The sequence below is a fragment of the Ruegeria sp. CI8 genome, assembly GCF_056536865.1.
The window spans coordinates 135725-160599 of record NZ_JBQFQL010000003.1 but is presented as its reverse complement, the minus strand read 5'-3'; the positions used below and the strand labels follow the sequence as shown (position 1 = coordinate 160599).

At 59.0% G+C, this 24875-nt stretch carries 19 protein-coding genes; 12 read left to right on the top strand and 7 right to left on the bottom strand.

The window, feature by feature from the left end:
• Window positions 1–8 precede the first annotated feature (8 nt).
• The 8 genes from ACR0DA_RS14125 (at window position 9) to ACR0DA_RS14090 (ending at window position 9459) form a co-directional block, all read left to right on the top strand.
• Entirely contained in the window at window positions 9–1631 is a 1623-nt protein-coding gene (locus tag ACR0DA_RS14125) for a hypothetical protein (protein ID WP_480754544.1), read from the top strand.
• A 107-nt stretch (window positions 1632–1738) separates the two neighbouring features.
• Complete coding sequence (rfbF, locus tag ACR0DA_RS14120; RefSeq protein WP_093963249.1) at window positions 1739–2548, top strand: glucose-1-phosphate cytidylyltransferase; 810 nt, start codon at window positions 1739–1741, stop codon at window positions 2546–2548.
• Between the two features lie 7 nt (window positions 2549–2555).
• Window positions 2556–3683 (top strand): CDP-glucose 4,6-dehydratase, encoded by a 1128-nt coding sequence (gene rfbG / locus ACR0DA_RS14115; protein WP_480754542.1) that lies wholly within the window; start codon window positions 2556–2558, stop codon window positions 3681–3683.
• Between the two features lie 19 nt (window positions 3684–3702).
• Window positions 3703–4917, top strand: coding sequence for a DegT/DnrJ/EryC1/StrS family aminotransferase (locus tag ACR0DA_RS14110; protein ID WP_480754540.1), 1215 nt, complete (start codon window positions 3703–3705; stop codon window positions 4915–4917).
• 215 nt (window positions 4918–5132) lie between these two features.
• A complete protein-coding gene (locus ACR0DA_RS14105) occupies window positions 5133–6086 on the top strand; it encodes an NAD-dependent epimerase/dehydratase family protein (RefSeq protein ID WP_480754539.1) in 954 nt (317 codons plus the stop codon).
• Window positions 6083–7084, top strand: coding sequence for a glycosyltransferase family 2 protein (locus ACR0DA_RS14100; protein WP_170341704.1), 1002 nt, complete (start codon window positions 6083–6085; stop codon window positions 7082–7084). Before ACR0DA_RS14105 ends, ACR0DA_RS14100 begins: the two co-directional genes overlap by 4 nt.
• A complete protein-coding gene (locus tag ACR0DA_RS14095; RefSeq protein WP_480754537.1) occupies window positions 7081–8214 on the top strand; it encodes a glycosyltransferase family 4 protein in 1134 nt (377 codons plus the stop codon). The genes ACR0DA_RS14100 and ACR0DA_RS14095 overlap by 4 nt, the downstream gene beginning before the upstream one ends.
• A 51-nt stretch (window positions 8215–8265) precedes the next feature.
• Window positions 8266–9459, top strand: coding sequence for a glycosyltransferase family 4 protein (locus tag ACR0DA_RS14090; protein ID WP_217353973.1), 1194 nt, complete (start codon window positions 8266–8268; stop codon window positions 9457–9459).
• A 228-nt stretch (window positions 9460–9687) separates the two neighbouring features.
• Here the strand turns inward: ACR0DA_RS14090 and ACR0DA_RS14085 are convergent, their stop codons facing one another.
• Window positions 9688–10701 (bottom strand): sulfotransferase, encoded by a 1014-nt coding sequence (locus ACR0DA_RS14085; protein WP_480754536.1) that lies wholly within the window; start codon window positions 10699–10701, stop codon window positions 9688–9690.
• Window positions 10702–10990: 289 nt separating this feature from the next.
• Between ACR0DA_RS14085 and ACR0DA_RS14080 the strand changes: the two genes are divergently transcribed.
• Both ACR0DA_RS14080 and ACR0DA_RS14075 read left to right on the top strand, forming a co-directional pair.
• On the top strand, window positions 10991–12307 hold the full coding sequence (locus ACR0DA_RS14080; protein WP_480754535.1) for a lipopolysaccharide biosynthesis protein: 1317 nt from the start codon (window positions 10991–10993) through the stop codon (window positions 12305–12307).
• A 64-nt stretch (window positions 12308–12371) separates the two neighbouring features.
• Complete coding sequence (locus tag ACR0DA_RS14075) at window positions 12372–13532, top strand: glycosyltransferase (RefSeq protein ID WP_480754533.1); 1161 nt, start codon at window positions 12372–12374, stop codon at window positions 13530–13532.
• 12 nt (window positions 13533–13544) lie between these two features.
• Here ACR0DA_RS14075 and ACR0DA_RS14070 read toward each other — a convergent pair whose 3' ends face one another.
• A complete protein-coding gene (locus tag ACR0DA_RS14070; protein WP_480754531.1) occupies window positions 13545–15122 on the bottom strand; it encodes a carbamoyltransferase C-terminal domain-containing protein in 1578 nt (525 codons plus the stop codon).
• 476 nt (window positions 15123–15598) lie between these two features.
• On the opposite strand from ACR0DA_RS14070, the gene ACR0DA_RS14065 reads away from it, so the two are divergent.
• Both ACR0DA_RS14065 and ACR0DA_RS14060 read left to right on the top strand, forming a co-directional pair.
• Entirely contained in the window at window positions 15599–17374 is a 1776-nt protein-coding gene (locus ACR0DA_RS14065) for a carbamoyltransferase family protein (RefSeq protein ID WP_480754529.1), read from the top strand.
• Window positions 17371–18234: a polysaccharide deacetylase family protein gene (locus ACR0DA_RS14060; RefSeq protein ID WP_480754527.1), complete on the top strand. Its 864-nt coding sequence runs from the start codon at window positions 17371–17373 to the stop codon at window positions 18232–18234. The genes ACR0DA_RS14065 and ACR0DA_RS14060 overlap by 4 nt, the downstream gene beginning before the upstream one ends.
• 50 nt (window positions 18235–18284) lie before the next feature.
• On the opposite strand, the gene ACR0DA_RS14055 is transcribed toward ACR0DA_RS14060, so the two are convergent.
• From ACR0DA_RS14055 to ACR0DA_RS14035, 5 genes are all read right to left on the bottom strand, one after another.
• Window positions 18285–19394: a transporter substrate-binding domain-containing protein gene (locus ACR0DA_RS14055; RefSeq protein ID WP_170365726.1), complete on the bottom strand. Its 1110-nt coding sequence runs from the start codon at window positions 19392–19394 to the stop codon at window positions 18285–18287.
• Between the two features lie 44 nt (window positions 19395–19438).
• Entirely contained in the window at window positions 19439–20689 is a 1251-nt protein-coding gene (locus ACR0DA_RS14050; RefSeq protein ID WP_170341687.1) for a transporter substrate-binding domain-containing protein, read from the bottom strand.
• A gap of 22 nt (window positions 20690–20711) precedes the next feature.
• Window positions 20712–21497 carry a PP2C family protein-serine/threonine phosphatase gene (locus ACR0DA_RS14045; RefSeq protein ID WP_480754525.1) on the bottom strand — a complete coding sequence of 262 codons (786 nt, stop codon included), beginning with the start codon at window positions 21495–21497 and terminating at the stop codon, window positions 20712–20714.
• Window positions 21498–21500: 3 nt separating this feature from the next.
• Window positions 21501–22523, bottom strand: a complete 1023-nt coding sequence (locus tag ACR0DA_RS14040) for an FHA domain-containing protein (RefSeq protein WP_260066579.1) — start codon at window positions 22521–22523, stop codon at window positions 21501–21503.
• Between the two features lie 207 nt (window positions 22524–22730).
• Window positions 22731–24872 carry a protein kinase domain-containing protein gene (locus ACR0DA_RS14035; RefSeq protein WP_480754523.1) on the bottom strand — a complete coding sequence of 714 codons (2142 nt, stop codon included), beginning with the start codon at window positions 24870–24872 and terminating at the stop codon, window positions 22731–22733.
• Between the last annotated feature and the right edge of the window lie 3 nt (window positions 24873–24875).

The following is a 24875-nucleotide window of genomic DNA, read 5'->3' as shown; positions in this document are numbered from 1 at the left end:
AGAGGGATATGACGGCTGAGGCCGAACATATGCGTGACCGGGCCGTTTCTCAGGCCGGGTCTGGTCGTCGTCGCGCGGTGCTGTGGCTCTTGTTTGGAGGGCTGCTGGCCGTGATGTTGGCGGCTCTGTTCGGCCGGATCATGTCGTTTGGTTTGCGTCGGGACGAACTGATGTTCGTAGCACCAGCAGAATTGTTGGGCCAATGGCGCCTGTACCAGGACTTCTTCTACAATCACGTTCCGGATTCGGCGTGGTATTTCCGCGGTCTCTATTTGATCACGGGTCAGGAGGGTCTGCTGGGCTCAGCGCGCCTTGGTGTGTTTCTTGGCTGGATTGCGTTGATCGGCGGTACCGGTTGGGTGACCTGGCGCCTGTCCGGATCGGCTCTGCTTGCGGCATTCTTCATCATGGTCTTGATGGTTGACGGAACACTTCTGGCCCAGGCCGGAATGGCCGCCAGCAACAACCTGCTACCATTGCCCTTCGTCGTATGGGGTGTCGGGGGTTTTCTGCTGGAAACCCAGCGCGACCATCCGCGGCCAGTTGTTTTTGTACTGATTGGAGTCTGCCTGTCGATCGCCGCGGGGATGAAAGTCAGCGCGGTGGTTTTCATTCCGCCCGTCGCGATTGCCACTTTTCTGATGCCGGGGCATATGGCGTTTGCAGAACGTGTTCGACGGGTGACCCTGCCGATGCTGGCGGGTGGGCTGCTGGGGGCCTTGCCGCTGTTCTGGTACATGGCCGTTGATCCCGCGGTTTTCATCGCGCATGTCCTCAAGTTCCATACGGGTCCGCACGTGGCCTACTGGCAGGCCAACGCCGCCTCTGAACCCGATCTGGCTCTGGGCCTTGGGGGCAAAGTTCAGTTGGCCTATTCGGTCTGGTTGGGTGGAGCGGCACTGGTTTGCCTGTTCGTCGTTGCCTATCTGACAGTTTTGGTCAGATCGGGCGGCATGCTGCTCTCCGGGCTCGGCGCGGTTCTATTGGTTTTGGTTCTGATCACCGTGACCGCCGCGTTCAGCTTTGTGCCGTCGCCCGGGTTTCCGCAGTACTACATTCAGCCCTTGGTCATGATCCCTCTGCTGGGCGCATTGGTCTTCCGAAAGGTCGGGTCAGAGCAGCGTTCGCAAGTCACCCCGGTCCTTGCCGCCGGTTTCGTTCTGCTGGCAGTGCTGGGCGCGCCGCGCCTCGTTCCTGGTCTGGCAGCGCTGAGCGATCCCAGCGGCTTTACGACCACCCGAGTGGCGCAGGGTGCCGAGGCTTTGAAGACCGCACTTGCCGAGAGTGCCCATCCGGACGGACCTGTCGCGACGATCATGCCGATCTACCCGCTTGAAGCGCAACTGCCGGTCTATCCCGAACTGTCTACTGGCCCCTTTGCCTATCGGATCGCGCCTTACACGGAACCTGACTTGGCCGCGAAATACGTGATGGCAGATGCGGCCGGGTTGCAGGCAGTGTTTGATTCCAATCCTCCCTCCGCTTTCCTGCTGGGATATGATCCGGCTCTTGAGCAGCCATTGTTGCGCTATGCGGAAACAAACGGCTACCAGCCCGTGGAAATTTCGGGATTGGGCAACCGCTACGGGCAAGGTGTGGTATACTTGAAGCCATCGGGAGCAACGGAATGAGCCCAATTCGATCCGCGGTCTCTGGTGGTCGGTTCGTCAAGCGGCCGGTGTGAGGCCCACGCAGACATGCAGATTTTAGTAACAAGTATTTTGAGGGAGTGGCACGAATGAAAACGATACTGCTTGCTGGCGGTCTGGGGTCTCGGCTGGCCGAGGAAACAGTCTCGATCCCCAAGCCGATGGTCGAAATCGGCGGCCGGCCGATCATCGCGCGCGTCATGGATATCTACAGCCATTTCGGGCACCGCGATTTCGTCGTAGCCGCCGGATACAAGGCGCTTTTGCTCAAGCAGTTCTTCGCGAATTACCACCTCATCGCCAACAATATCTCGGTCGCTCTGGATACGGGCGAGCTCAAGCTGGTGCCTTCGGCGCCCGGCGGTTGGAACGTATCGGTGGTCGATACCGGGGCTCATACTATGACAAGCGGGCGCATCCGGCGTCTGAAGGAATGGCTGGATCCGGGCGAAACCTTCATGTGCACCTATTCCGATGGCCTGGGGAACATCGACATCAACGCGCTGATCGATTTTCACAAGTCGCACGGCAAGCTGGCGACTGTCACGGCGGTTCAGCCGCCCGCGCGTTTCGGCAACATCGAGTTGAAGGGCGACCGCGTGGACGCGTTCACCGAAAAGGTGCGCCGCCGCGAAACCTGGATCAACGGCGGGTATTTCGTATTCGAGCCGGGGGTCATGGATTACATGGTCGACGATATGGAGCCGCTGGAACAGTCACCGCTGTCTCAGATGGCCCGCGACGGTGAACTGATGGCCTATCGACACGAGGGTTTCTGGCATCCGATGGATACGATCCGTGACCGCAACGCGTTGGAGGCCCTTTGCGAGGATGATACGCCGCCTTGGCTGCAATTTGATGCCAAGCCCTCCTCTGATTATCCCGCCATAGCGATCTGAGGAACCAATGACTGGTCAGTCCGATCAGATCTTCGGCGGTCAATTCACCGGCCGCCGGGTGCTTGTGACAGGGCATAGCGGGTTCAAGGGCGGGTGGATTTCGACCTGGCTGAACCGGCTGAGTGCGCAGGTCACAGGCATTGCCTTGCCGCCTGAGCCCGGGCCTTCCTTCTATCAGGCGTGCGGACTTGATCGGACCATGGACAGCCGCTTTGCCGATATCCGCGATCCGGCGGCCTTGGCCCGGGCGACCGAGGGTCTGGATGCCGAAGTGGTGTTTCACATGGCTGCGCAACCTCTGGTGCGCAAATCCTACCGCGAACCGGCCGAGACATTTGCGACCAATGTCCAAGGTACGGTCAACGTTCTGGAGGCCGTGCGTCGAATGCCATCGCTGAAGGCCGTTGTCGTGATCACCAGCGACAAGTGTTATGACAATCGGGAATGGCTGTGGGGTTATCGCGAAAACGACCCTTTGGGCGGCAAGGATCCGTACAGTGCCTCCAAGGCGGCAACCGAGCTTGTGGCTCAGTCCTATGCGCATTCTTTCTTTTCTGACGCGAATGGCCCTCAGCTTTCGACGGTTCGGGCGGGAAATGTCTTTGGCGGAGGAGACTGGGGCGAAGACCGGTTGATACCGGACATCATTCGAGCATGGAATGATGGCCAGCCGGTGACCATCAGAAACCCGGATAGCGTTCGGCCATGGCAGCATGTGCTGGAACCGGTCGCGGGGTATTTGCTGTTGGCCCAGAAGATTCTGAGCGACGGACAGTGTTTTGCCGGGGCATGGAATTTCGGGCCAAACGTTTCGGGCACCGTAAATGTCCGGGATCTGGCGGGTATGATGTGGCGCGCCTGGGGGGCAGGCGCGCCCGGGTTCCGGTTCCCGGATGAGTCCGCAACGGCGCCCCACGAAGCTGGCATCCTTCGGTTGGACAGCACCAAGGCGCAGACCCGTTTGGGCTGGCGGCCTCGGCTTGAACTGTCTCAAGCCGTTGAACTGACAACCGACTGGTACAAGGCACACGCGGCGGGCGACGACATGGGTAAGGTCACCCAATCGCAGATCGCCGCATACCAAGACCTCATGTCCGTCACGGGTTGCGACCAAACCGGGCTGGCCGCGCAGTAGATTTTCAGGAGATTATTTGATGAGAGTGAATTACGGACAGACAGTCCACGGCCAGGAAGAGATCGACGCCGTCGTCGAGGTTCTGAAAACATCCACCCAAATGGGACCCAAAGTCCGGGAGATGCAGCAGAAAGTCGCTGCACTGTTTTCGAAGGCACATGGGATCATGGTCAATTCCGGGTCCTCGGCGAACTATCTGGCCGTCGAAATCCTGGATCTTCCCAAAGGATCCGAGGTGATCACCCCGGCTTTGACGTTTGCTACCACGGTCGCTCCGCTGGTGCGGCAAGGGCTTGTACCTGCATTCGTTGATGCGGCCGAGGGAACCTACAACATAGATGTCGAACAGATCGAGCGGATGATATCGCCCAAAACCTCGGCGATGATGATTCCCTCGTTGATCGGCAACCTCCCGGACTGGCGTCGGATCCGGGAACTGGCCGATGCACATGGCCTGAAGGTCATCGAAGACAGCGCCGATACATTGGGTGCCACGATCGACGGTACCAGCACGGGCGTCTGGTCGGATGTTTCGACCACCAGCTTCTACGGCAGCCATGTCATCAACGGCGCAGGAAATGGTGGAATGCTGTGCGTCAACGATGACGAGTTGGCACGCAAGGCATTGCTGATGCGGTCGTGGGGCCGCAGCTCGTCGCTGTTCGTCGAATCCGAGGCCATCGAGAACCGCTTCAACGTTCAGCTGGATGGGATCGAATATGATGCCAAGTTCCTGTTTGAGGCGCTCGGCTACAATCTTGAACCGTCCGAGATCAGCGCTGCTTTCGGCCTGGTGCAACTGGGCAAGCTTGAGAACAATATTCGGGTCCGCGAGGAAGCCTTTGCTGCGCATCGCGCGTTCTTTGCGCAGTATGAGGAATGGTTCATTCTGCCTGAACAGCTGCCGGGCGCACGCACCGGTTGGCTGGCGTTTCCGCTGACTCTGCGAGAAGGCGCTCCGTTTACCCGTCGCGAGATGCAGATTTTCCTGGAGAAGTCGGACATCCAGACCCGGCCGGTCTTTACCGGCAACATTTTGCGCCAGCCGGCCATGAAAGATGTTGAGTATCGTGCGGATACCGCAGGTTATCCCGTGTCCGATGCCGTGATGCGCGGCGGCATTCTGTTGGCATGCCATCACGGGCTGACTCAGGCTCATATCGACTATATGCATGAAAAGACGCAGGAATTCCTCAAGCCGTATATAACCGGGATGCCGCGCAAGGCGTCTTGATCCGAGGTCTTCCAGTGGCCGCTTTCCGTCTGCGGTTGGTGGGTGCGGAGTGATCGGTGTTGGCGCAACTATCCCAATGGTCCCAAATTCCATAGTATCGAAGGGACCGGCCAGGGCGCAGGAATGAAACTGATGACAACTGATCATGATACGGGTGACCCGCAAAGCGCGGTTTTCACCAATCCGGCCCAGAACATGGCCGGGGGCGGTTTGTCATGACGAGGCGCGTTCTGATCACCGGGGCCGGAGGGTTCATCGGACAGCATCTGCTCCGAGCCTGTTTGGACAGGGGGGATCAGGTCGTGGCCTTGGTCCGACCCGGGTTCCTCTCTGATGGAATGCCCGATGTCGAACTGCAGCGTGTCGACCTCAGCGACAGGGATGCTTTGCGCCGCGTGTTTGACATGTCCCGGCCAGAGGTTGTGTTTCATGCGGCGGCAAACACCCGGGTTGTAACGCGCCCCGGCCTCAAAGATGCCGAAGCCAGCGTGAGCGACAATCTTGTGCCATTGATGGCTGTGTTGGGCGCCGCTGCAACCTGCGACGCACCGCCGGATGTATTCATCCGTCTTGGAACCATTGCCGAATACGGTGAGGTTCCTTCTCCCTACACTGAAACCCAATGCGAAATGCCGCGCGACAGCTATGGGGCATCTATGCTGGCAGGGACCAAGTACTTGACCATGCTTCGGCCGCGCCTGCCATTCACGGCTATGACGGCACGGCTTTCGCTGACTTATGGTCCGGGTCAGACCGGGCCCCAGTTGGTCCCGTATCTGATCCGCACGTTGCTGAACGGGGATGCCGCGCGCATCGGACGCCCCGATGATATCCGGGATTTTCTGCATGTCGGCGATGCCGTGCGTGCCCTTCTGATGTTGGCCGATGCACCGCGGGATGACGTTCCGCTGGTGAATGTCAGTACCGGAGTGGCTACTCGAGTCCGTGACGCGGCCGCGATCCTGGCTGAGCTGACCGGTTCCGGACCCGGTCAGCTCGACTATGCCGACCCGCCAAGTGAGCCGATGCACCTGGTCAACAATCCCGGACTTATCCATTCCCTTTATCCCTGGACCGCGCGGATCGGGTTGGAGGACGGCCTGCGGGATACAGTCGATTGGGCCATCTCTTTGGATGCGCGGAAGAACATGGCAGGACAAAACGCATGACGGTCATTTCCATTCTGATCCCCGCCTACAACGAGGAAGACAACGTCCGTATGGCCTATGAGCGCGTGCTGGCGGTGTTCGACAAACTGGATGGGTACGAGCCTGAAATCATCTTCACCGACAACCATTCCGAGGATCGGACGTTTGAAATCCTGTCCGAAATCGCGGGGGAGGATCCTCGGGTCCGTGTGATCCGCTTTGCGCGGAACATGGGGTACCAGGCTTCGGTTCTGACAGCATACAGGTCGGCGACCGGGGCCTGCGCGGTGCAGCTCGATTGCGATATGCAGGACCCGCCCGAGTTGATCCCTCAGATGTTGGATCTGTGGCGGCAGGGGAATCATGTCGTCTATGGTATTCGCCGCAGCCTGCCCGATGGCCCTGTCGTTGCCGCTGCACGGCGGGGGTTCTATGCACTGATCGACTTGATCAGCAACGATAATCTGCCGCGAAACGCGGGTGAGTTTCGTCTGACTGACAGGCGGATATTGGACGAATTGCGCCGGGTTGATGACCGCTCGCCCTATGTTCGTGGACTGATCAGCGGCATGGGGTTTTCGCAGGTCGGATTCGAATATGATCGCGCGGCCCGGACAGCGGGTGAATCCAAGTTTCCGGTCCGGGCGATGTTGGCGCTGGCTGTGGACGGGTTGATCAACCATTCCCTGCTCCCGCTGCGCCTGGCTTCGCTGATCAGCCTTACAGTAGGGCTGTCGATGTTCCTGTTGATGATCGGCTACCTTGTCGGCAAGCTGTTCTTTGGCCAGGATTGGCCCGCAGGTTTTGCAACCACGACAATCCTGCTGCTCTTGTCGATGACCCTGAATGCGATGTTCCTTGGCATCCTTGGGGAATATGTCGGCCGGATTTTTCTGCAGGCCAAAAACCTTAACCAGCCCGTGGTCGAAACCGAGTTGAATGGCCCGGTGGAACAATTGAACACGTCTGGGAAACAGAACCGTGCCGACAGCACGCAAATGGTGGAGCGGGCGCAGTGAAGATACTGATCGTTCAGGGTGGGTTCGGAGCTGGCGGTGCCGAAAAGATTGTCTCGGTTCTTGCAGCCCATCGGATCGGCCTTGGCGATCAGGTCTCGGTTGCGGGCATGACCATGCCCGAGGACGGGTCGTATTTTTCTTTCCCTGACGGCGTCAGCCTGCTGGTAGCCGAAGGCGGAAACGACGGGTTCAGGGGGCTGAAACAGCTGGCCCGCCTGCGCCGGATTCGTCGCTTCTTCCGGGACGAGAACCCCGACGTGGTGGTATCCTTTCTGACTAAAATCAATGTCCTGACGCTCGCTGCAGCCCTGGGGCGGGATGTTCCGGTGATCGTTTCAGAGCGGAACAACCCGATCGTGCAAAACGCCAACCCTGTCTGGCGCCACGCTCAAAACATCCTTGGACATCGAGCCAGCACCGTGGTCATGCAGACTGAGCGGGTGCGCCAGGACCTGCCGCCATCATTGCGGAGCAAGGCGCGGGTCATTCCAAATCCCTGTGCGCCAATCGATGGTGCAGCCACGCTCCTTGGCTCGGGTGGCAATCGGTTGGTCGCGGTGGGGCGGTTGGATCCGCAAAAGGGGTTCGATCTGTTGATCGACGCAATGTCGGAAATCATCCAGAATAACCCGGACGCGCGCCTGACGATTTTCGGGGAAGGCCCGGAACGTGCCGCGCTCGAGGCGCAGAGGGACCGGTTGGGTCTGCAGGACGTCATCTCCCTGCCGGGCGCGAGCGACACACCCGGAGCGTGGATGGATGGCGCAGACATACTGGTGTTTTCCTCCCGCTTCGAGGGGTTTCCCAATGTGGTGGCAGAGGCGACCGTCGCAGGCTTGCCGGTTGTGTCTTTTGATTGCCCCTACGGACCACGAGAATTGATCCGACACGGTGAGAACGGATTGCTTGTTGCGCCTGAAGACACGGAGGAACTGGCCCGCGCAGTGCTGCAGCTGAGCGACGATCCGGAATTGCTGGACAAGATGCGTCAAGGATACCAACACAACAGGGACTGGCTGGCTCCCGGCAGTATTCTTGAGAAATGGGACCGGATCATTGCCGATGCCGCTCATCGCAGGGTTGGAGCGGGGGTCGAACATGGCCATAGCAGCTGCCGCCGGGAGAGTTGAACCAAACCAGGCGGGCCGCAGCGCCTGCTCTGCCATCAGGAGTTGGCATTGTTGCAAAAGTTGAAACCGCAGGTCTCCCTCCCCACGCGGGCGCGACCACGGATCGTGGTTGTCGCCAATCTGACTGCGTCTTTGCTGAATTTTCGCTATGACCTGCTGAAGGAGTTGTCGGAGCGGGCTGAGGTCGTCGCCTGCGGTCCCGAGCGCCATGAAGCGACGGAAACTGCGCTCGCAGAAATCGGTGTGGAGTTCGTGCAGTTTCCGCTGTCACGTGCCGGGATGAACCCGGTTGAGGACATGCGCACGCTGCGTGCTCTTGTGCGCGTTTTCAAGGAATTCAAACCCGACATTGTCTTTGCCTACACCATGAAGCCAATCATCTATGGTTGCCTGGCTGCAAAATGGGCGGGAGTGGACCGGATCTATGCCATGAACACCGGGTTGGGCTATGTCTACAGCACCCATGGCCTGACTTTTCGGAGGCGTGCGGTTCGTGCTGTGTCATCGGTTCTGTATCGTATTGCGCTGAAAGGTGTGGACGAGGTGCTGGTCTACAACCGCGCAGATGCCGAAGAGTTCCGAGAAAGGCGCCTTGTTGCACCAGATGCCAAGCTCAGCATCGTGCCCGGGTCTGGTGTAAATCTGGATCGCTACGGATTTACCGATCCGCCAGCTGGGCCGCCTGTGTTTCTGATGATCTCGCGCCTGCTGCGCGAGAAAGGCGTGTTTGATTTCGTTCAGGCTGCCCGTTTACTGAAAGAAACGCACCCCCAAGCAAGATGCCAATTGCTTGGTCCGATGGACGCCAACCCGGATTCCATCGGCCAACGCGAGATCGACGAATGGACGCGCGAAGGCGTGATCGAATACTTGGGAGAAACTTCGGACGTCCGGCCCTATTTGGCAGCGTGTTCGGTCTTCGTGCTGCCGTCGGCCTACCGCGAGGGGATACCGCGCACGATCCTCGAGGCGATGTCGTCGGGGCGGGCTATCATCACGTCGGATGCGCCGGGTTGCGCTGATCCGGTCATCAGCGGCGAGACTGGTTACGTCGTGCCGGTCCGGAACCCCGAGGCCCTGAGCCGCGCCATGGCCTCGTTTGTCGAGAGTCCTGATCTGGTGGAACGAATGGGTCAGGCATCGCGGAAACGTGCCGAGGATTCGTTCGATGTCCGTCGGATCAATGCGATCCTTCTCGGCAAGATGGGATTTTCGACCAAAACCCGGGATGATGAGGCAAATTGAGGGGTGGTGGCTCCGCCAAGCATTTGTTATTTAATGATAAACGGGAATATTTGAAAGAATTTGCAGAAACTACGGGAAACCCCTAATTCCCAGGCCGCCTGAGACTGGCTAACCTTATTTTAACAACGAAATTCGACCGGTGGGGCCGTTGGCCCGACCACTCACTCGACAAATGACCAGCATATGGGGTGCTGGTCATTTTGTTTTTTGGGGGCAGAAAAGCGCAGTTCAGACTGCGGTTGTGGTCGAAGGCAGCTGATACCCGAACTGACCTAAATCGAGGCCAGTCAAGGATTGGAGTTCAGCGTTGGACTCAGCAAAGGCACCGTCAAATCGGGACTGAATTCTGCCGACCAGCCGGTTTTTGAGCATCTGATCCAGCTTGTCGGGAAAGATGCGCCCGATCGGTCGGCTCAATTTTCCGAATCTGCGCGTAGCATTCGGAAATGGCAACAATGCGCCCTTGCTCAGTTGGTTGTCGCTGAGTGTGAAATTAACAAATCGCTGCAGAATCTGAAAACACTCCGATCTCTTCTCGTTAGTGACTTCAAATTCGCGCTTCTTGTGCTCGACGCCGACGAAATTGCACAGGGTTTCCACAAAAGAATCCGGCTCGGAAATGAACTGTTCGTAGGCCAATCCAAGCACACGATCCTTGCCGAACTTGTCCTGGTAGAACTTGAACAAGCGGTGGTACCGGTAGAACTCCTCCGAGAACATCGGCGCACGTCGCAGGTTCGGTTCAGGTTCGGACAGATATGTCTTGAGCGATCCGTGGCCGCCATCGGTGATGTACTGGCTGTACATCGACAGGATCGACGACAACTGCTCGCGGAATACGACCAAGATGTAGGCGTCGGGAAACGTGCGTTGCAGACGGTCGGCAATGATGGTGCTGTCGAACCCGCCGCTGGCCGGGTAACCAGAGAATCTCTCGTGAGAGAACACCGGAACCTGCCCGCTATCCTGCGATTTTTTCAGGAAACTCTCGTACATCTCGCGAGTTTCTGCGGGATCATAGGTCATCGGCTGCGGCAGTACGATCCGGTTTGAAAGAATGTATTTGCGATCGCCATGCGGAGTCGCGAACGGTGCGTCCTGCGCCGAGAACAGCTGCTGTTGCAGGGACGACGTAGCGGTTTTGTGATAGCCGATATGGACAAGAACGGGTGCACGGGTCATGACGGGGTATTCAACCTTCGGACCGGGTATTTTCAGTCTGGCTCCGGGCGCGGTCGGCATCCGACTCGGACCGGTTGGCACCCCGACAGGTGCTCCGAACAAGAATTGGTTTCTGTCGCAACTTCAAAAGCCCTTTCAACAATCAGTACTGGATTCAATCGGCAAACTGCGCTTTCGTAAAACGATATAATCCAAGACAACTAAATGATAGAAACGGAAACAACCGGAAACATGACTTAACCCGCCACAAATTTTGGAAACGTATTGAATTGTACCGAGTGCATGGGTGAATTGATGACCCGCTTCCTGAACGCCGCGTGGATAGTGCCGCGTGGTTTCGCGTGAACCGATGAGTGAGCCAAGCTCGAAGCCGCTGTTGAAGCGGCTGGCCAAGAACATGTCATGGATGTTCTTGTCGCAGATTTTGGTTGGTCTGTTCGGTTTGGCCAGCCTCATCTTTACGGCTCGCGCAATCGGGCCGGCTGCGGTTGGGATTCTGGCGCTGGTGGACGCGTACATTCAGGTGATGGACAGGTTGTTCCGGCTCGAGCCATGGCAGGCAACCATCAAGTACGGCAGCGAGGCTCTGATCGAAGAGGATCCGAACAGATTCCGACAATTGATCAAGATGTCTGTGGTGACCGATTGCCTTGGCGGGCTGCTGGCTGGTTCGGTGGCGATAATGCTGGCGCCAAAGCTTGCTCCGTTCATCGGGCTGTCTGAACCTGAAGGCGCGTCCTATATCACGCTTGTTGCCTTTGGGTTGTTTCTATCGCTCCGACCAACCGGCATTGGAGTTCTTCGAATTTTCGACCGGTTCGACGTGCTGGCGATCTCGGACATGGTAATCGCCGGCCTTCGGCTTGTCGGAGTCATCATCGCCTTTCTGCTGGACTTGGGGATCTGGGCATTTGTGGCTCTGTTGCTGATGCATCAGATCCTGACCGGGCTGGTTGCGTTCTTTCTGGCACTGGCCGAATTGAAAAAACGCAACTTGCACAGGTTTTTGTCCCAGCCGCTGCGGCGGGCTTTTGCCCATAACCCCGGGTATCTGCGGTTCCTTTGGAATTCGAATTTCAACGTAATCCTGCGACAATCGACTCAGCGGCTGGACATACTTGTCGTCGGCGCCCTGCTGGACGTGACATCGGTGGGCTTCTATCAGGTGGGCAAGCGCATCATGGCCAATGTTGTTCGGATTGGCGGCCCCGTCAGGCAAGTCCTGTACCCCGAGATGACCCGCCTATGGGCCGTCGGCGATTTCGGCCGGTTCTGGCGTCTTGTACGGCTGGTGTCGCTCTCGGTTTGCGGGGTGTCGATCCTGGTCTCCATTCCGTTGGCGCTGAAGATGCCAGATTTGGCCGTTCTGCTGTTCGGGCCAGAGTTCCGTGGCGCAGCGCCCGTCATGACGATCTTGATGTATGCCGCGATCGTGTATCTGGGGGGCTTGGTGTTGAACCCTGCCTTGCTGAGCATGGGGCTGGACAGTGCGCTTGTGCGCACGACGATTGTTGCGACGGTGATCTTTGCCGCCTCATTTCTGCCGTTGCTGTATTGGATGGGGATTGAGGGTATTGCTCTGGCCCATTTGTTGTTCAATCTGGTCTGGACGGTGGGCTGCATATTCGCCATCCGGTCTTATCTGGCCAGAAAACACGAAACATGATGGGTTGGTGATCTTCCGGCCCTGTCCCTAAATCCCTTGAGTCACGAGTATTTTGAGACCATCCATGCCAAGACGTATTCTATTTCCCTTCGAAGGTGACACCGTAATTGGCGGCAGTCACGTGTCAGCCTTGAAACTTGCGGCGGCGTTAGACCGGTCGAAATATGTGCCCCATATCCTGGTCCACTACGAGGCCGGCCCGGCGGCGGATTATGCCCGATCGCTGGGACTGGACGTCGAAACCCTGCACGATCCCAGCCTGATGTCTCCGGGCGGGCTCAGCTATCCGCGCGATTGTGGCCCGGGGCTATATCTGACTTCCAGCGCATGGAGGCTGGCAAGTGTCCTAAAGCGCATCGATGCCGACATCGTTCACACAAACGAAGGTCGGATGCATGCCAACTGGGTGCTGCCGGCCCGTCTGGCGGGCAGGAAACACATCTGGCACCACCGGCAGGATCCGACCGCGTTCGGGATCAACAAACTGGCGCCGCTATTTTCCGACCACATCATCAGCGTTTCGCATTTTTCGAAGCCCAGCAACCCGGTGCGGTCGGTCGACAAGAAGTTCACCGTGATCCGCAGCCCATTTGATTTCAACCCGCACCCACCGGATAGGTCCGAAGCCCGAGCAGCTGTAATCGCCGAGATGGGATTGCCCGATGACGCGCTGCTTCTCGGGTATTTCGGAAACTTCGTCACGCGCAAGCGTCCCGACCATTTTGTAAGGGTCATCGCCGCTGTGCAAAATGCGATGCCTGACACTCCGGTGCATGGTCTTTTGTTCGGCAGCGCGGCCGAGCGGGACGAACCGTTGCGCCAGACCTGCCTTCGCATCGCAGAAGAGGCGGGGATCAGCGAGCATATCCATATGATGGGTTTCCGTCAGCCGATCGATGGGTACATGGCTGCAATGGATGCCAATCTGGTGACCGCTTTGGACGAACCGTTTGGCCGTACGTTGATCGAAGCGATGTATTTGGGAACTCCAGTCATCGCGACCCGTCACGGCGGCAACATCGAAGCGATCACGGACTGGGAAACCGGTGTGCTGGTCGACCCTGACGACCCTCAGGCATTCGTGGAACCTGTGCGCAAGTTGCATCAGGATAGAGCGTTGTTCGAGAAGATTTCACAAGCGTCAAAGAACTATGCCCGTGCAAACTTTGGTTTGGATATTCATGTGAACGGGGTTTGCGAGATCTATGATCGGTTGCTCGGTTGATAGCTTGTTCGGTCAACAACGCGGGTTGTCGAATGTGTAATAAGTATTGCCCGCGACGAATCCATCCAACCCGACTTGGCGGGCGTAATGTGCCAGATCCCGGGTTGTATTAATGAAGCCGGAATTCTTGAAATTGAGCGAAGTGTTGCAGAGCACGCCAACCCCCGACACCGCTTTGAACGCGGCCAGAAGGTCATAAAAATAGGGGTTCTGGTTGCGGTTGACTGTCTGTACCCGCGCCGAACCGTCGACATGGGTTACTGCGGCCAGGTCCGGATTGGTAACGCGGTAAAAGTCCATCATGTATGGCGAGGGCGCGCTGATGTCGAAGTGCAGTGCAGCATCCTCTTCCAGGCAAGACGGCGCCACTGGGCTGTTGCTGGCCCGTCCCTTGATCCGGTTCAGTCGCGTACGTGTCTCCGGGGAAAACGGCGCGGCCAGGATCGACCGGTTTCCCAAAGCGCGCGGCCCAATCTCGCAATTACCGCGGGTCCAGCCAATGATCTTTCCGTCCAGCAGGTCTTTGGCGATCGTGTTTAGGTTCAGTTCGGTTGCGGTCATGCCCTGCGTGTCGATGCGGTCGTCGCAGAAGGACTGGCCGGAATAGACCGACCATTCCAGTTTGGCTTGGCCGGTATAGTGGCGCATCGCGTCCACGGCGGTTCCGATAGCACATCCCGAGTCGCCGGTCGTCGGCGGTACGAAGACCTCACGGAACAGCCCGCTTTGCTTCCACGCGGTATTCCAGTGTCCATTCAGGCCACACCCGCCGGCGATCAGCAGCGGATGCTTTTCAGGCAGGTTCTGTTCCGCATAGTCGCGAAACTTCTGGAATATCGCTTTGGACAACTTGGTGGCCATGTTCTTCAGCTTTTGGCTGTCCGTTCCAATGTTGAAGAAGGGTGAATTCACATAATCGCTTTTGCGAAGTGCGTCGCCGCCCAGGTCCGAGGAAAGCACCCGGTTGATCAGTTCCGTCTCATCCGCATCTGGTGGACCGTCTTCGCCAAATGCGCAGGCTGCCATCAGGCGGCCGGGATCCTGTGGCCGGGGTGAGTTGCCCGTGACCGGAAAGTCGGGGTCGGCGAGGGCATTGAGAAACGCAAAGCGTGTGCCCGGGGCCGTCATCACCTGCCCTCGGTGATGAATGGTCAGGTCGCTGTCGATCTCGTAGAAATCTCCCAATGCGCCTTCCCACAGAAGTACATAACAGGGCTCGCCCTGACGAAAGGGGGACATGGCATAGCTGCACCAGATATGCGCCCGTTCGTGAGTTGAAGAGTAATAATCGACCGACTTGCCAAAAAAGGTTCGTTTGCCAGCTGTTTCAGACCCCGCGCCGATACCGAAGTATCCGGCCCCCGAAGTTGTAACGTGGTCGGCCCCGTTGCTTGACCACCCGCTGAGGGCCAGGACATCCGGCAAATCCTTGAACCATAGACCCGCGTCAATGAACGTGTCAGGCGTAACCGGCGTATACCGGGGGAAGCTGTTCTTTTCCGCCTCGTAGGAAAACAGCAGACGCCCGTCGGTGCTGTCGACACCTGCAACTGTGCCGTCATGTCCGGATTTGAAAGACAGGATTTTCATGAATAGCCCTTCCCTCGACAAGTCACGGTCCAAAGACCAGGTGCCTCGCAAACAGATGTGACAGTCCGTCGGGTCAAAAATACCGGGGCGCTGACGGATCGAATTAACCGCAAATCCATTCCACGAATACCAAAACAAATGCCACGATTAAGCCTAGCAGAAGCTCGGTGTTTGGGGGAACCCAAGTTCGCAACCGGCTGCCGTCGGGCTTAACGCAGTGGCTATTCGTGAACGAAAGAGCACTTTTGGCGCGATTGTTCACTGGGTGGGTGTTGCGTACCCTGCGCAGTGCCCGGCACCAGACCGGTGCAACAGGCTGACAAGTCCGGTGAATCACACTTGCATGGCTTCCGGTTGGCCGTGAAAGGCTGAGATTTGATCGAGCAGCACCTTCATCCGGGTTGCACCTACCAGCCTCTGACCGTTAACGTGGCCGCGTTATCAGGCAAGTTTTTTGGCCAAGGGTGCTTTAGGTTATGTCAGTAATTTTGGGTTTAGCTACAATGAGCAACAGCGCCGCTGCGCTGTTCAAGGACGGCAAGCTGGTTGCCGCAATCGAAGAAGAGCGGCTGACGCGGGTCAAGAATGACGGGGCATTTCCCCATCAGGCGATCGCCGAAGTTCTGCGCATTGCCGGGCTGAAGTTCTCGGACATCGACGAGGTTGCGGTCTATTGGCAGCCGTGGCGTATGGTCGGCCGAGGTATGGGCACGATGCGCAAGATTTTGCAGCGACCCTCAGCCGCCAAAAGCGTAACGGCGCGGATCGGGGCACTGTTCGTGTCAGATGCCTCGTCGGACGAGTCACAGGACAGCGGCTGGATGGACCTGTTCCGCATCCGCAAGATCCTGACGGCTGTGCATGGTCCGGCCGATTTCAAGTTGCACTACATCAACCACCATCTGACCCATCAACTGTACGCCGAGGCGATGCGTGACTGGGACAGCTTCGTTTCCCTGTCCTATGACGGTGGAGGCGAGGAAAGCTCGACCATCGTGTCAGTTGTGCGGAACGGCAAGCGGGAAGGTCTGGCGGATCATCGCTGGCCGAACTCGCTGGGTCATTTCTACTCGACCTTCACCGGTTTTCTTGGCTTCAAGATGCTGGAAGGCGAATACAAGATGATGGGCTTGGCTCCGTATGGCAAACCCATCTATCGCGACGCCATCCTGCGCGAAATTCTGATCCTGGACGATGACGGCGGTTACCGCGTGAACACCGCGCTGTGCGACTATCACTCAGCCCTGCGCGGCGAGTTCCATCCACGTATGGAAGAACTGTTCGGCACCCGGCGCGAGCCCGGCACCGCGCCGAACGAACGCCACATGGACCTGGCGGCATCCGTGCAAGCCGCGTTCGAGGCAGCCCTGCACCATATTCTGGAGCCGGTCCGCAAAGCCAATCCGGACCTGCGCAAATTGGTAATTTCTGGCGGCTGCGCGCTAAATGTCACGGCGAATGGAACGCTGATCGCGGACGGCACGTTTGACGAGGTCATCATTCCACCGGCCCCACATGATGCTGGCTGTGCAGTTGGCGCAGCGCTGGCCTGCATTCCGAGCGAGCAGGTCGATCTGCCCTCGGTCCGCAGCCCATATCAGGGTGCCGATTGGGCAGATGCCGACATCACCGCTGCCTTGGATCAGTATTGTGCGGAACCGCAGCAGGCCTTGCCTGTTGACCAGTTCCTGGACCGTGTGTCCGACCTGCTGGCCGAAGGCAAGATCATCGCCTGGTTCCAGGGGCGGGCAGAGTTTGGCCCGCGTGCTCTGGGTGCCCGATCCTTCCTTGCAGACCCACGCAAGGACAGCATTCGCGACGATCTGAACGTCAAGATCAAGAAACGCGAGCATTTCCGGCCCTTTGCGCCCAGCGTTGCGGAGGAGGCGGCCTCGACCTTTTTCGAGATTGATCAGACCAGCCCCTACATGAACATCGTTGCTCGTGTGCGTGACGATCGGGCGGCAGACATCCCGGCAATCACCCATACTGACCAGACGGCACGCGTACATACGGTGTCGCAATCGGCGAACCCGCTGTACCACGCCTTGTTGACCCGGTTCGGTGAAAAGACCGGAGTGCCCGTGTTGTTGAATACCTCGTTCAATATCCAGGAGCCCATCGTCTATTCGCCTCTGGATGCTTGCGCGACATTTGCCGCATCGGGAGTGGATGCGTTGGTGATCGGTGACTATGTCGTGCTGCGCGAAGCGCTGAAGGATGACAGCGCCCGGGCCCAAGCTGTCGCGTGACCCGGCTGTTTCTCAGCGTCGATTTCGAAGACTTTGCGCATGATCTGAAACGCCTTCTGGGGGTCTGGGAAACCGGACCCCTCAGAGTTGAAGAGCTGTGGCAAAGCTTTGAAACCATTGATGGCTTCCTTCGCTCACATGGCGGATCTACCGGTGGCCCCACAACGTTCTTCTGCACGGGAGTCGTAGCACGCGATGCGCCTGATCTGGTGGCCGAAATCGCAAGGCGGGGCCACGAGGTTGCTTGCCACTACTATTTTCATGACAGCATGGACCTGCAGTCTGCGGAGACCACAGACCGTATGCTGGGTCAGGCGCGGCAAGCTTTGGAAGAGGCCGGGAACACCCCTGTTCGAGGGTTTCGCGCCCCGCGTTTTCGATTGAACCGCGCAACGCCTGAACAGTACCGCCTGATTGAACGTCATTTCGACTACGACTGTTCGTCATTCTTCGCCTCGGTGCAGGAATGTGATCGGTTTTCGCAGGAAATGGGGCTGACCACGCTCCGGATCTTGCCGTTGTTCATGACGCCATTGGCGGGCAGGGGGCCGATGGTGCGTCTGGGAGGCAGCTATCTGAAGTTCATGACTTCGGGTCTGGCGAGGACATTGATCGAACGGTCTGAACAGGCCGGCATACCGCCGCAGGTTTATCTGCATCCCTACGAGATCGTGGAACCTCGGTCATTCATGGTTTCACGGGACCAACTCGTGGCCTTGGGAACTGCCAAAGCCGCTTACTGGGCGTTGCGGCAGTCTCAGTGGCTGAACTTTGGCGGCGCGCGACTTTTGCGCAAGGTCGAGGGTTTGATCCCCGCAGGCGGCCTTGCGGGTCGGCTGGATCAGTTGATCGGAGAATAAAAAAGGGGCCGGTCAGTCGACCAGCCCCAGTCATTCGCGGAACCGAGGGATCAGTTCGACGCGGCCATCAGCTTGTCGTTGTGCTCGCGCAGCGAGTCCGAAACGATCGCGTACCATTCGCCGGATTCACGCATTTCGTTCAGGCCCTTGTTCAGCATGGCCAGGTACTGCTTGCCGAACGGGTTCGAACGGTGCGCGATGAAACGCAGCGACGACAGCGAGGTCACGAAGGGGTTCTCGATCAGGTCGTTCTGGTTCAGGCCCATTTCAACCATGGTGTCCGAGAACAGCTGGACCTCGAAGGTTGCAACATCTGCAGTGCCGGTCAGCACGGCATCCAGACATTCCCGCGCGGTGATCGGCTGCATCAAGGTGATGGTGTCGCCATTGATCAGACCTTGCTGTTCCAGATCGTGGATGAACCAGCCGTCCATGCGGCAGATGGTCGACCCTTTCAGCTCGTCAAAGGTGGTCGCGTTGGCAAACTGGCTTTCGGGCAGGGTGTAGAAACCGACCACGATGTCATAGACTGGGACCGACGAGTCGAACTGCGTGCAGCGCACCTCGGTTTCCCAGGACCATTCGTAGCTGCGGTTGGTGCAGTCCGGCATGTTCCATGCCATCGACACGTCGAACGCGCCCAGCGGCAGCAGGGTTTCCAGGTGCGAATTCCAGTCGTCAACAAAGCTAACCGAATAGTCGCGGGCGTTGCCGCCCCGTTGCAACGAGGTGGTTGCCAGACGCGGGATGATGCCACCGCCATTCAGCGATTCATCTGCGAAGGGCGCCCAGCCGTTACCGGTGACCAGTTTGATCGGCGGCTCATAGACGCTCGAGCGTTTCACGCTTGCAGCGCGCTGTTCTTCCGCGGCGATGATTTCCTGCGCGCTGCGGCCATTCGGCAGGCTGCCGTCTTCACAGGGCAGGGCCAGAACGATGCCCGGCTCAAGCGAGTTCGGGTTGGTGATGACGTTGCGGTTTGCGTTGAAGATCGGCTGGTAGTTCGATGTGCCGTAGGCCGCGATGGCGATGGTTGCCATCGTGTCACCGTCCTGAACCGTATAGTTGGTACAGGCCTCCTGAGCGGCGGCGGCGCCGGCGCTGAGGGCGGTTGCTGCGGTGGCTGCCGCCACCAGTTTCTTCAGATTGATTTCAAACATGTCCACTTCCTCCAGACGTTTGTTTTGTCAGACCTTGCCGGCCCTTATCCGTTTTCCATTTGGTACCGCAGGGCGGTCGAGACGATGTCGCGCCATTCGCCCGATTGCTGCATGATCGCCAGACCCTGATTGAGCGTCTCGAGGATCGCTTCCCCATCCGGATTGTCCTTGTGGGTCATGACGTTGAGCGACTTGATCGCCGCCAGGTTGGGGTTTTCGATGATCTTGTGTTCGTAGCCCAGCCGACCGATGGCCTCGACGGCCAGATGCGCTTCGATGGCGACCAGGTCAGCCCGCCCGTCCATGACTGCGTGGAAACACTCGTCCGGATCGACGGGGCGCAAGATGGTGATCGCAGGCTCGTAAAGACCCACAGCGTCCATATGCGAGGTTGACCAGCCCTCGGGGCGGCAGATCGTGGTGCCGACGAATTCCGCGTAGCTGAGCGAGGTTTCGTAGCCTGAGCCATCCTTCGCGAAGAACGTATCGACCACTTCATAGAACGGGTTCGAGAAGTTGTAGGTCTCGCACCGGTTCCGGTCGCTTTCCGAAAGTGTCTCGGCTTCTTCGCAGTTTGGGCGCGACCAAGGGAACGTGGCATCGAAGGCCAGGGTGGGCATCAGCAGGTCCAGATGCGACGACCAGTCGTTCACGAACTGGATCTTGTAGGCCTGTTCCGGCGCCGCCCGCAGCATCGCGGTTTCGACTAGGTTCGTGTACAGACCGCGATTGGGCAGGGCTTCGTCCGTAAACGGCGCGTAGTTGCCCCCGGTGATCAGCAGCAACTGCCGGTCGCGGATCTCGGGGCGGGTGCCGTCACCGGCGTTGCGGATCAACGCGGCACCTTCTGCGCGGGCGGCCTCGATTTCCTTCTTCGCGGCGGCCTTGGCTTCGATGACAGCCTTGTCGCTGGCCTGCTGGGCCTCCGCAACGCGGGCTTCGGCCTCGGCAATGGCCTTGGCGGCACGTTCTTCCGCGGCCTTGACCAGTTCGGCTGCCATCTCGGCGGCCATGCGCTCGGCCTCGGTTTCCGGTTCAGGCGCGGCGCGGCCGACATCCTCGAGGCAGGGGAAGGTCAGAACGTCGCCGACGCGGATGATGTTGGGGTTGGACCCGATCGTGTCGCGGTTGGCGTCGTAGATGATGCGATAGTCTTCGGTCGCATAGACCTTGATGGCCAGTTCACGCAGGCTGTCGCCGCGCTGGATCTCGTAGGTCGAGCATGCCTCTTGCGCCGAGGCTGCCCCCGTTGCTGCCGCCAGGGCAATGCTGGATATGATCAGGTGTGTTCTCATGGGTCCTGTTGCTTTGCTTTTGTTATTGTCGGGCCGTTTTAATTACGGCGATTGAAATGTTGTCCTGATCCGGATCACCCTTGGCGATCAGTGCCTTGAGGAGGCTGTCGGCGATGTCCTGGGAGAGGGCCGAAGCGTTGTCCTGAAGGATGGACTGGATGTCGTGGTTGCCCAGATACTGCAGCCCGTCACTGCCGAGGATGAGGATGTCATCGGTCGTCAGTTCCAGTGCGTCTTCGGGGCAGTCGACCTTGGGGATCGCCGCGCCCATGATGACCGAGGTCAGCTGGTTGCGGTCGGGATGGGACTGCGCTTCGGCTTCGGACAGCTCCCCTCGGGTCACCTGTGCGTCGATGACAGGTGCCATCGAGTGATCTTCGTTGATCTGGGACAGCACGCCGTTGCGGAACAGGTACAAAGGGCTGTCGCCGATCGAGATCCAGAACACTTTGTTGCCCAGCAGCAGAACTCCCAGCAGGGTCGAGCCCATGTTGAAGCCTTGTTGCTGGTCGTCGCCATATCCTGCTACGGCCGCGTTGGCCTGCATTGCGGCCATGGGCAGCGCATCCAGCAGCGTATTCTCGGTCAATTCCGGATTTTCCAGAACTGTGTCGAGCACTTCGCACCAGGACTTGACCACCAGATCCGAGGCCACTTCGCCTGCGGCGTGACCACCCATGCCGTCTGCCACCACGACATAACCGGCGTTGGCGGCATCAAAGACCCGCGAGGCAACCGCGTCTTCCTGCGTGTCGCGCTGACCCTGATCCAGGATCAGTGCAATGTCATATGCCGGAGTAGCCAGCATCCGTTATGCGTCCCGCCAGTCGAAGTTTTCGTCACAGAAGGCCACGAACCGCAGCGATGTTTCGCTGATGCGGATCAGGTCGCCGCTGGACAGCGGCACGGTGCTGAGGACGGGTTTGCCGTTCAGGCGCACAAGGTTTGCCTTGCCGCCATGGCCCAGATAGCATTTGCGGTCTTCGGGGTCATAGGCAATCACGGCGTGGTTCGACCGCGAAATCCCGGTGTCGCCAAAATCCAATTGGATCGCCTGGTCATCGTTGCGGCCAATCTGCATCAGCCCTTCGGTCAGCGTGATGCTGGACCCCCGCCCGGGGCCACTGGTTACTGCCAGCCAACCGACCGGGAATGTCGCGCCTGCGGTTTCGGTCTTGGCCACCGGCTCGGCTGTTTCGATCAGTTCCTGCACATGTGTGTCAGGGCGCTCGAACCCGAGGAAGGTGGTCTTGACGCGCGACCGACGATCCGAGGCCGGCGCTTCGGCGGCTTCCGGGGCGGCTTCCGGGGCGGCTTCGGGTTCTTCGGGCTCGGTGGCCACAGGTTCGGCATCTGCCGCTGCTTCGTCCGGGGCAGTTTCGATTGCAATGGGTTCCGGCAACTCGAACGGGGTCGGCGCCGAGGCCTCTTCCTCTCGGACTTCCTCCAGATCGGGTTCGGCAGTTTCGGCCATGACCGACTGGATGGTCTCTTCTTCTTCTTCGGTTGCCGCAACGTGCAGCGTCACGACCTGTTCGGCTTCTTCCGGCGCTTCAGGCGCGGCTTCGGCTGTTTCTTCGCTTTCTGTTGCCTCTTCCACCGTCTGTTCGGTCTCGGCGAAATCGGGCATCTTCTCTTCCGGAATCAGCTCGTCGGTTTCCTCGTAGCTGTCCGTGCTCAGGTTTCCACCAGCCAGAGCCTGGCGCAGTGCATTGAAGTCCGCAATCGGCTCGGCCTTGTCGGTCGTTTCAACTTCGGGTTCCGACCCTTCGGCTTCTTTGGTTTTGCCGGCACCCTCGAGAAGCCGGCTGAGTGGGCTTTTGTATTTGAACATGGTGTCGACACCTTTTGACTACTTGCACGGGCTTAGGTGACCCGTGGGGCTGCTACGAACCTCTGCGCATGGCGCAGCGGCACTTATGAAGTTGGAAACCTGAAACACTCTTACCTTTCGCGGCGGGCCGGCCCCCACCAGGAGGGCCAAAACACGGCATCCTCCTCAGCAAACACAAACTGGCGGATCAAATACGTACCGGTATGATCACTCCTGCGCCAAAGGCATCACGGCGGTTGTTTCCGACCCGTTTCTAAGCACAACCAACCGTGCTTCGGGCTTGTTTTCGGAAACCAACGCGTTCAGCGCGGTATCCAGACTGTCGGCAGCAATCATCTCAGTTCCCGAGACAGTCTCGCGGACAAGAATGTCGCCGGTCTGCAGGCCACCTGCCGTTGCGGCCGGTGCTCCGGAAACAACCGTCTGCCATTCGGGCAAATCGGCGCCGCGGGCTTCGAACGAGTAACCGTTGGCCAGCCCAAACTCGCGGATTGCGGGCAGGGCCAGGAGGCCGTTCTGCGCGCGGGTCTGTCCGATGGGGCGATACCGCGCCGCGACACGGATATAGCCGTCAGGGTCAACCTGGAGGTTGTCCAGAACCTGTGCGGCAAGCGTCGTTCCGGCGCGCACAGGGCTGCCGTTCAGGGTATAGATCGCTGCGCCTCGCTGAACCCATTCACCGATCGTGGACATGTCCTGGTCGGCATCCACACCGGTGATGGCGATGATGTTTCCGGTCGAGGCGCGCCGCTGCGAAGTCGAGAACGGGATTTTGACATCCCAATGGGCATAGCTGACTTGGGTCTCGGCCAGATTGACCGGAGCGCTCGGTGTAACCGCCGCCACTTCGATAGGTTCTTCGGGCTGCGCCGCTTCTTCCTGTGTTTCCACCGCCGGCGGTGTGAGAGCCGCTGCGGCCTGCTCGACAGGCTGGTCTTCTGCCACCTGCTGTTCTGTTTCGGTTGCTGCTGCGGTTTCTTCTGCCTTGGTCGTTTCGGGTGCGATCACTGGTTCGGCCGTCTGCGTTTCGGCAGGTTCGGCCGGTTCGGTGGGCGTCGCGGTCTGGATCGGTGTCGGGTCCGTCTCGGTGGAGCCGCCGGACATCAGGAAGAAGCCACCAGCGGCCAGAATCGTGATTGCGGCGACACCCGCGATCAACTTGCCGTTGCCGCCCGATCCTTTTTGGACGACCGTATCCACTGCCGCTGCGGGCTCGTCCTTCTGGGCAAAACTTGCCGGACCGTCGTCGTTCTTTTCGCCATGCCCAAGAGCCAGATCGGAATTACCGGCCAGCAGGGCTGTTACCACCGCTTCGGCATTTTCGCTTTCCGCCTTGATACGGGCCTTTTCGGCCTCTTCGTCCTTGCGGTCCAAGGCGACAATTACCGAAACGGGGCGATAGGCAAAGCTGTCGAATTCGACACCGGGGCCGCGGAACATCCGCAACCAGTCCAGTGCGGATTGAAGGCGGTCGGTCGCGTGGACCTCCATGGCCTTGTCGATCGCCTCAAGGAAGCCATCGGGGTAACCCTGGAAGCGACCGGTCAGCGGCTGATAGGGATCTTTCTGGCCGTTGTTGAAGGCATTCAGGCGCGATTGGCCGTCGATCGGGCGCTCGCCGCTGATCGCGTGGTAGAGCGTTGCCGCCAACACATACAAGTCGCTGCTGGGACCCTGCTCCGAGCCGCGCACGTAGAACTCGTGCGGCGAGTACCCATCCTTGATCACCCGAAGCGTCAACAGCGCCGCCGATTGGTTGGCAGCCTGTTCGCGCGCGGCGCCGAAATCGATCAGGATCGGTTCGCCGTTTTCGTCGATCAGGATGTTGTCGGGCGAAATGTCCCGATGCAGCATCCCGCTTTGGTGGATGAACGACACCGCGGACAGCATCTTTTCGGTGACTTGGACGATAAAGTCCGGGCCGGTTTCGGTCTTGGGGTCCTCGATGTAATCCAGCAGATCGCATCCGCGGATCAGGTCCATCGCGATATATGCAGTATCGTTGTCTTCGAAGACCTGGTGCACGTCGACGATATTGGGGTGGACCAGGCGAGCATGGTTGCGGGCTTCCTGAATGAACAGGTCGATGATCGCGCGCAGGTCGTCCTTGAAGGCCGGATCATTGGGTTCGACCAGGTCACCGTTGCGGCGGCACAAGGCACCCGGATAGCATTCCTTGATGACCACATCGCGTTCCAGGCTGTCACGCGCCAAATACGTGATGCCGAACCCGCCATTGCTGAGGAAGCGAAGAATTTCGTACTGGCCGCGCAGCAGTTTCGCGCCCGGTTGCAGACCTTGAATTTGAGGTTCGTCGTGCGATGCACCGACAGCCTGATTGTGGTTCATTTC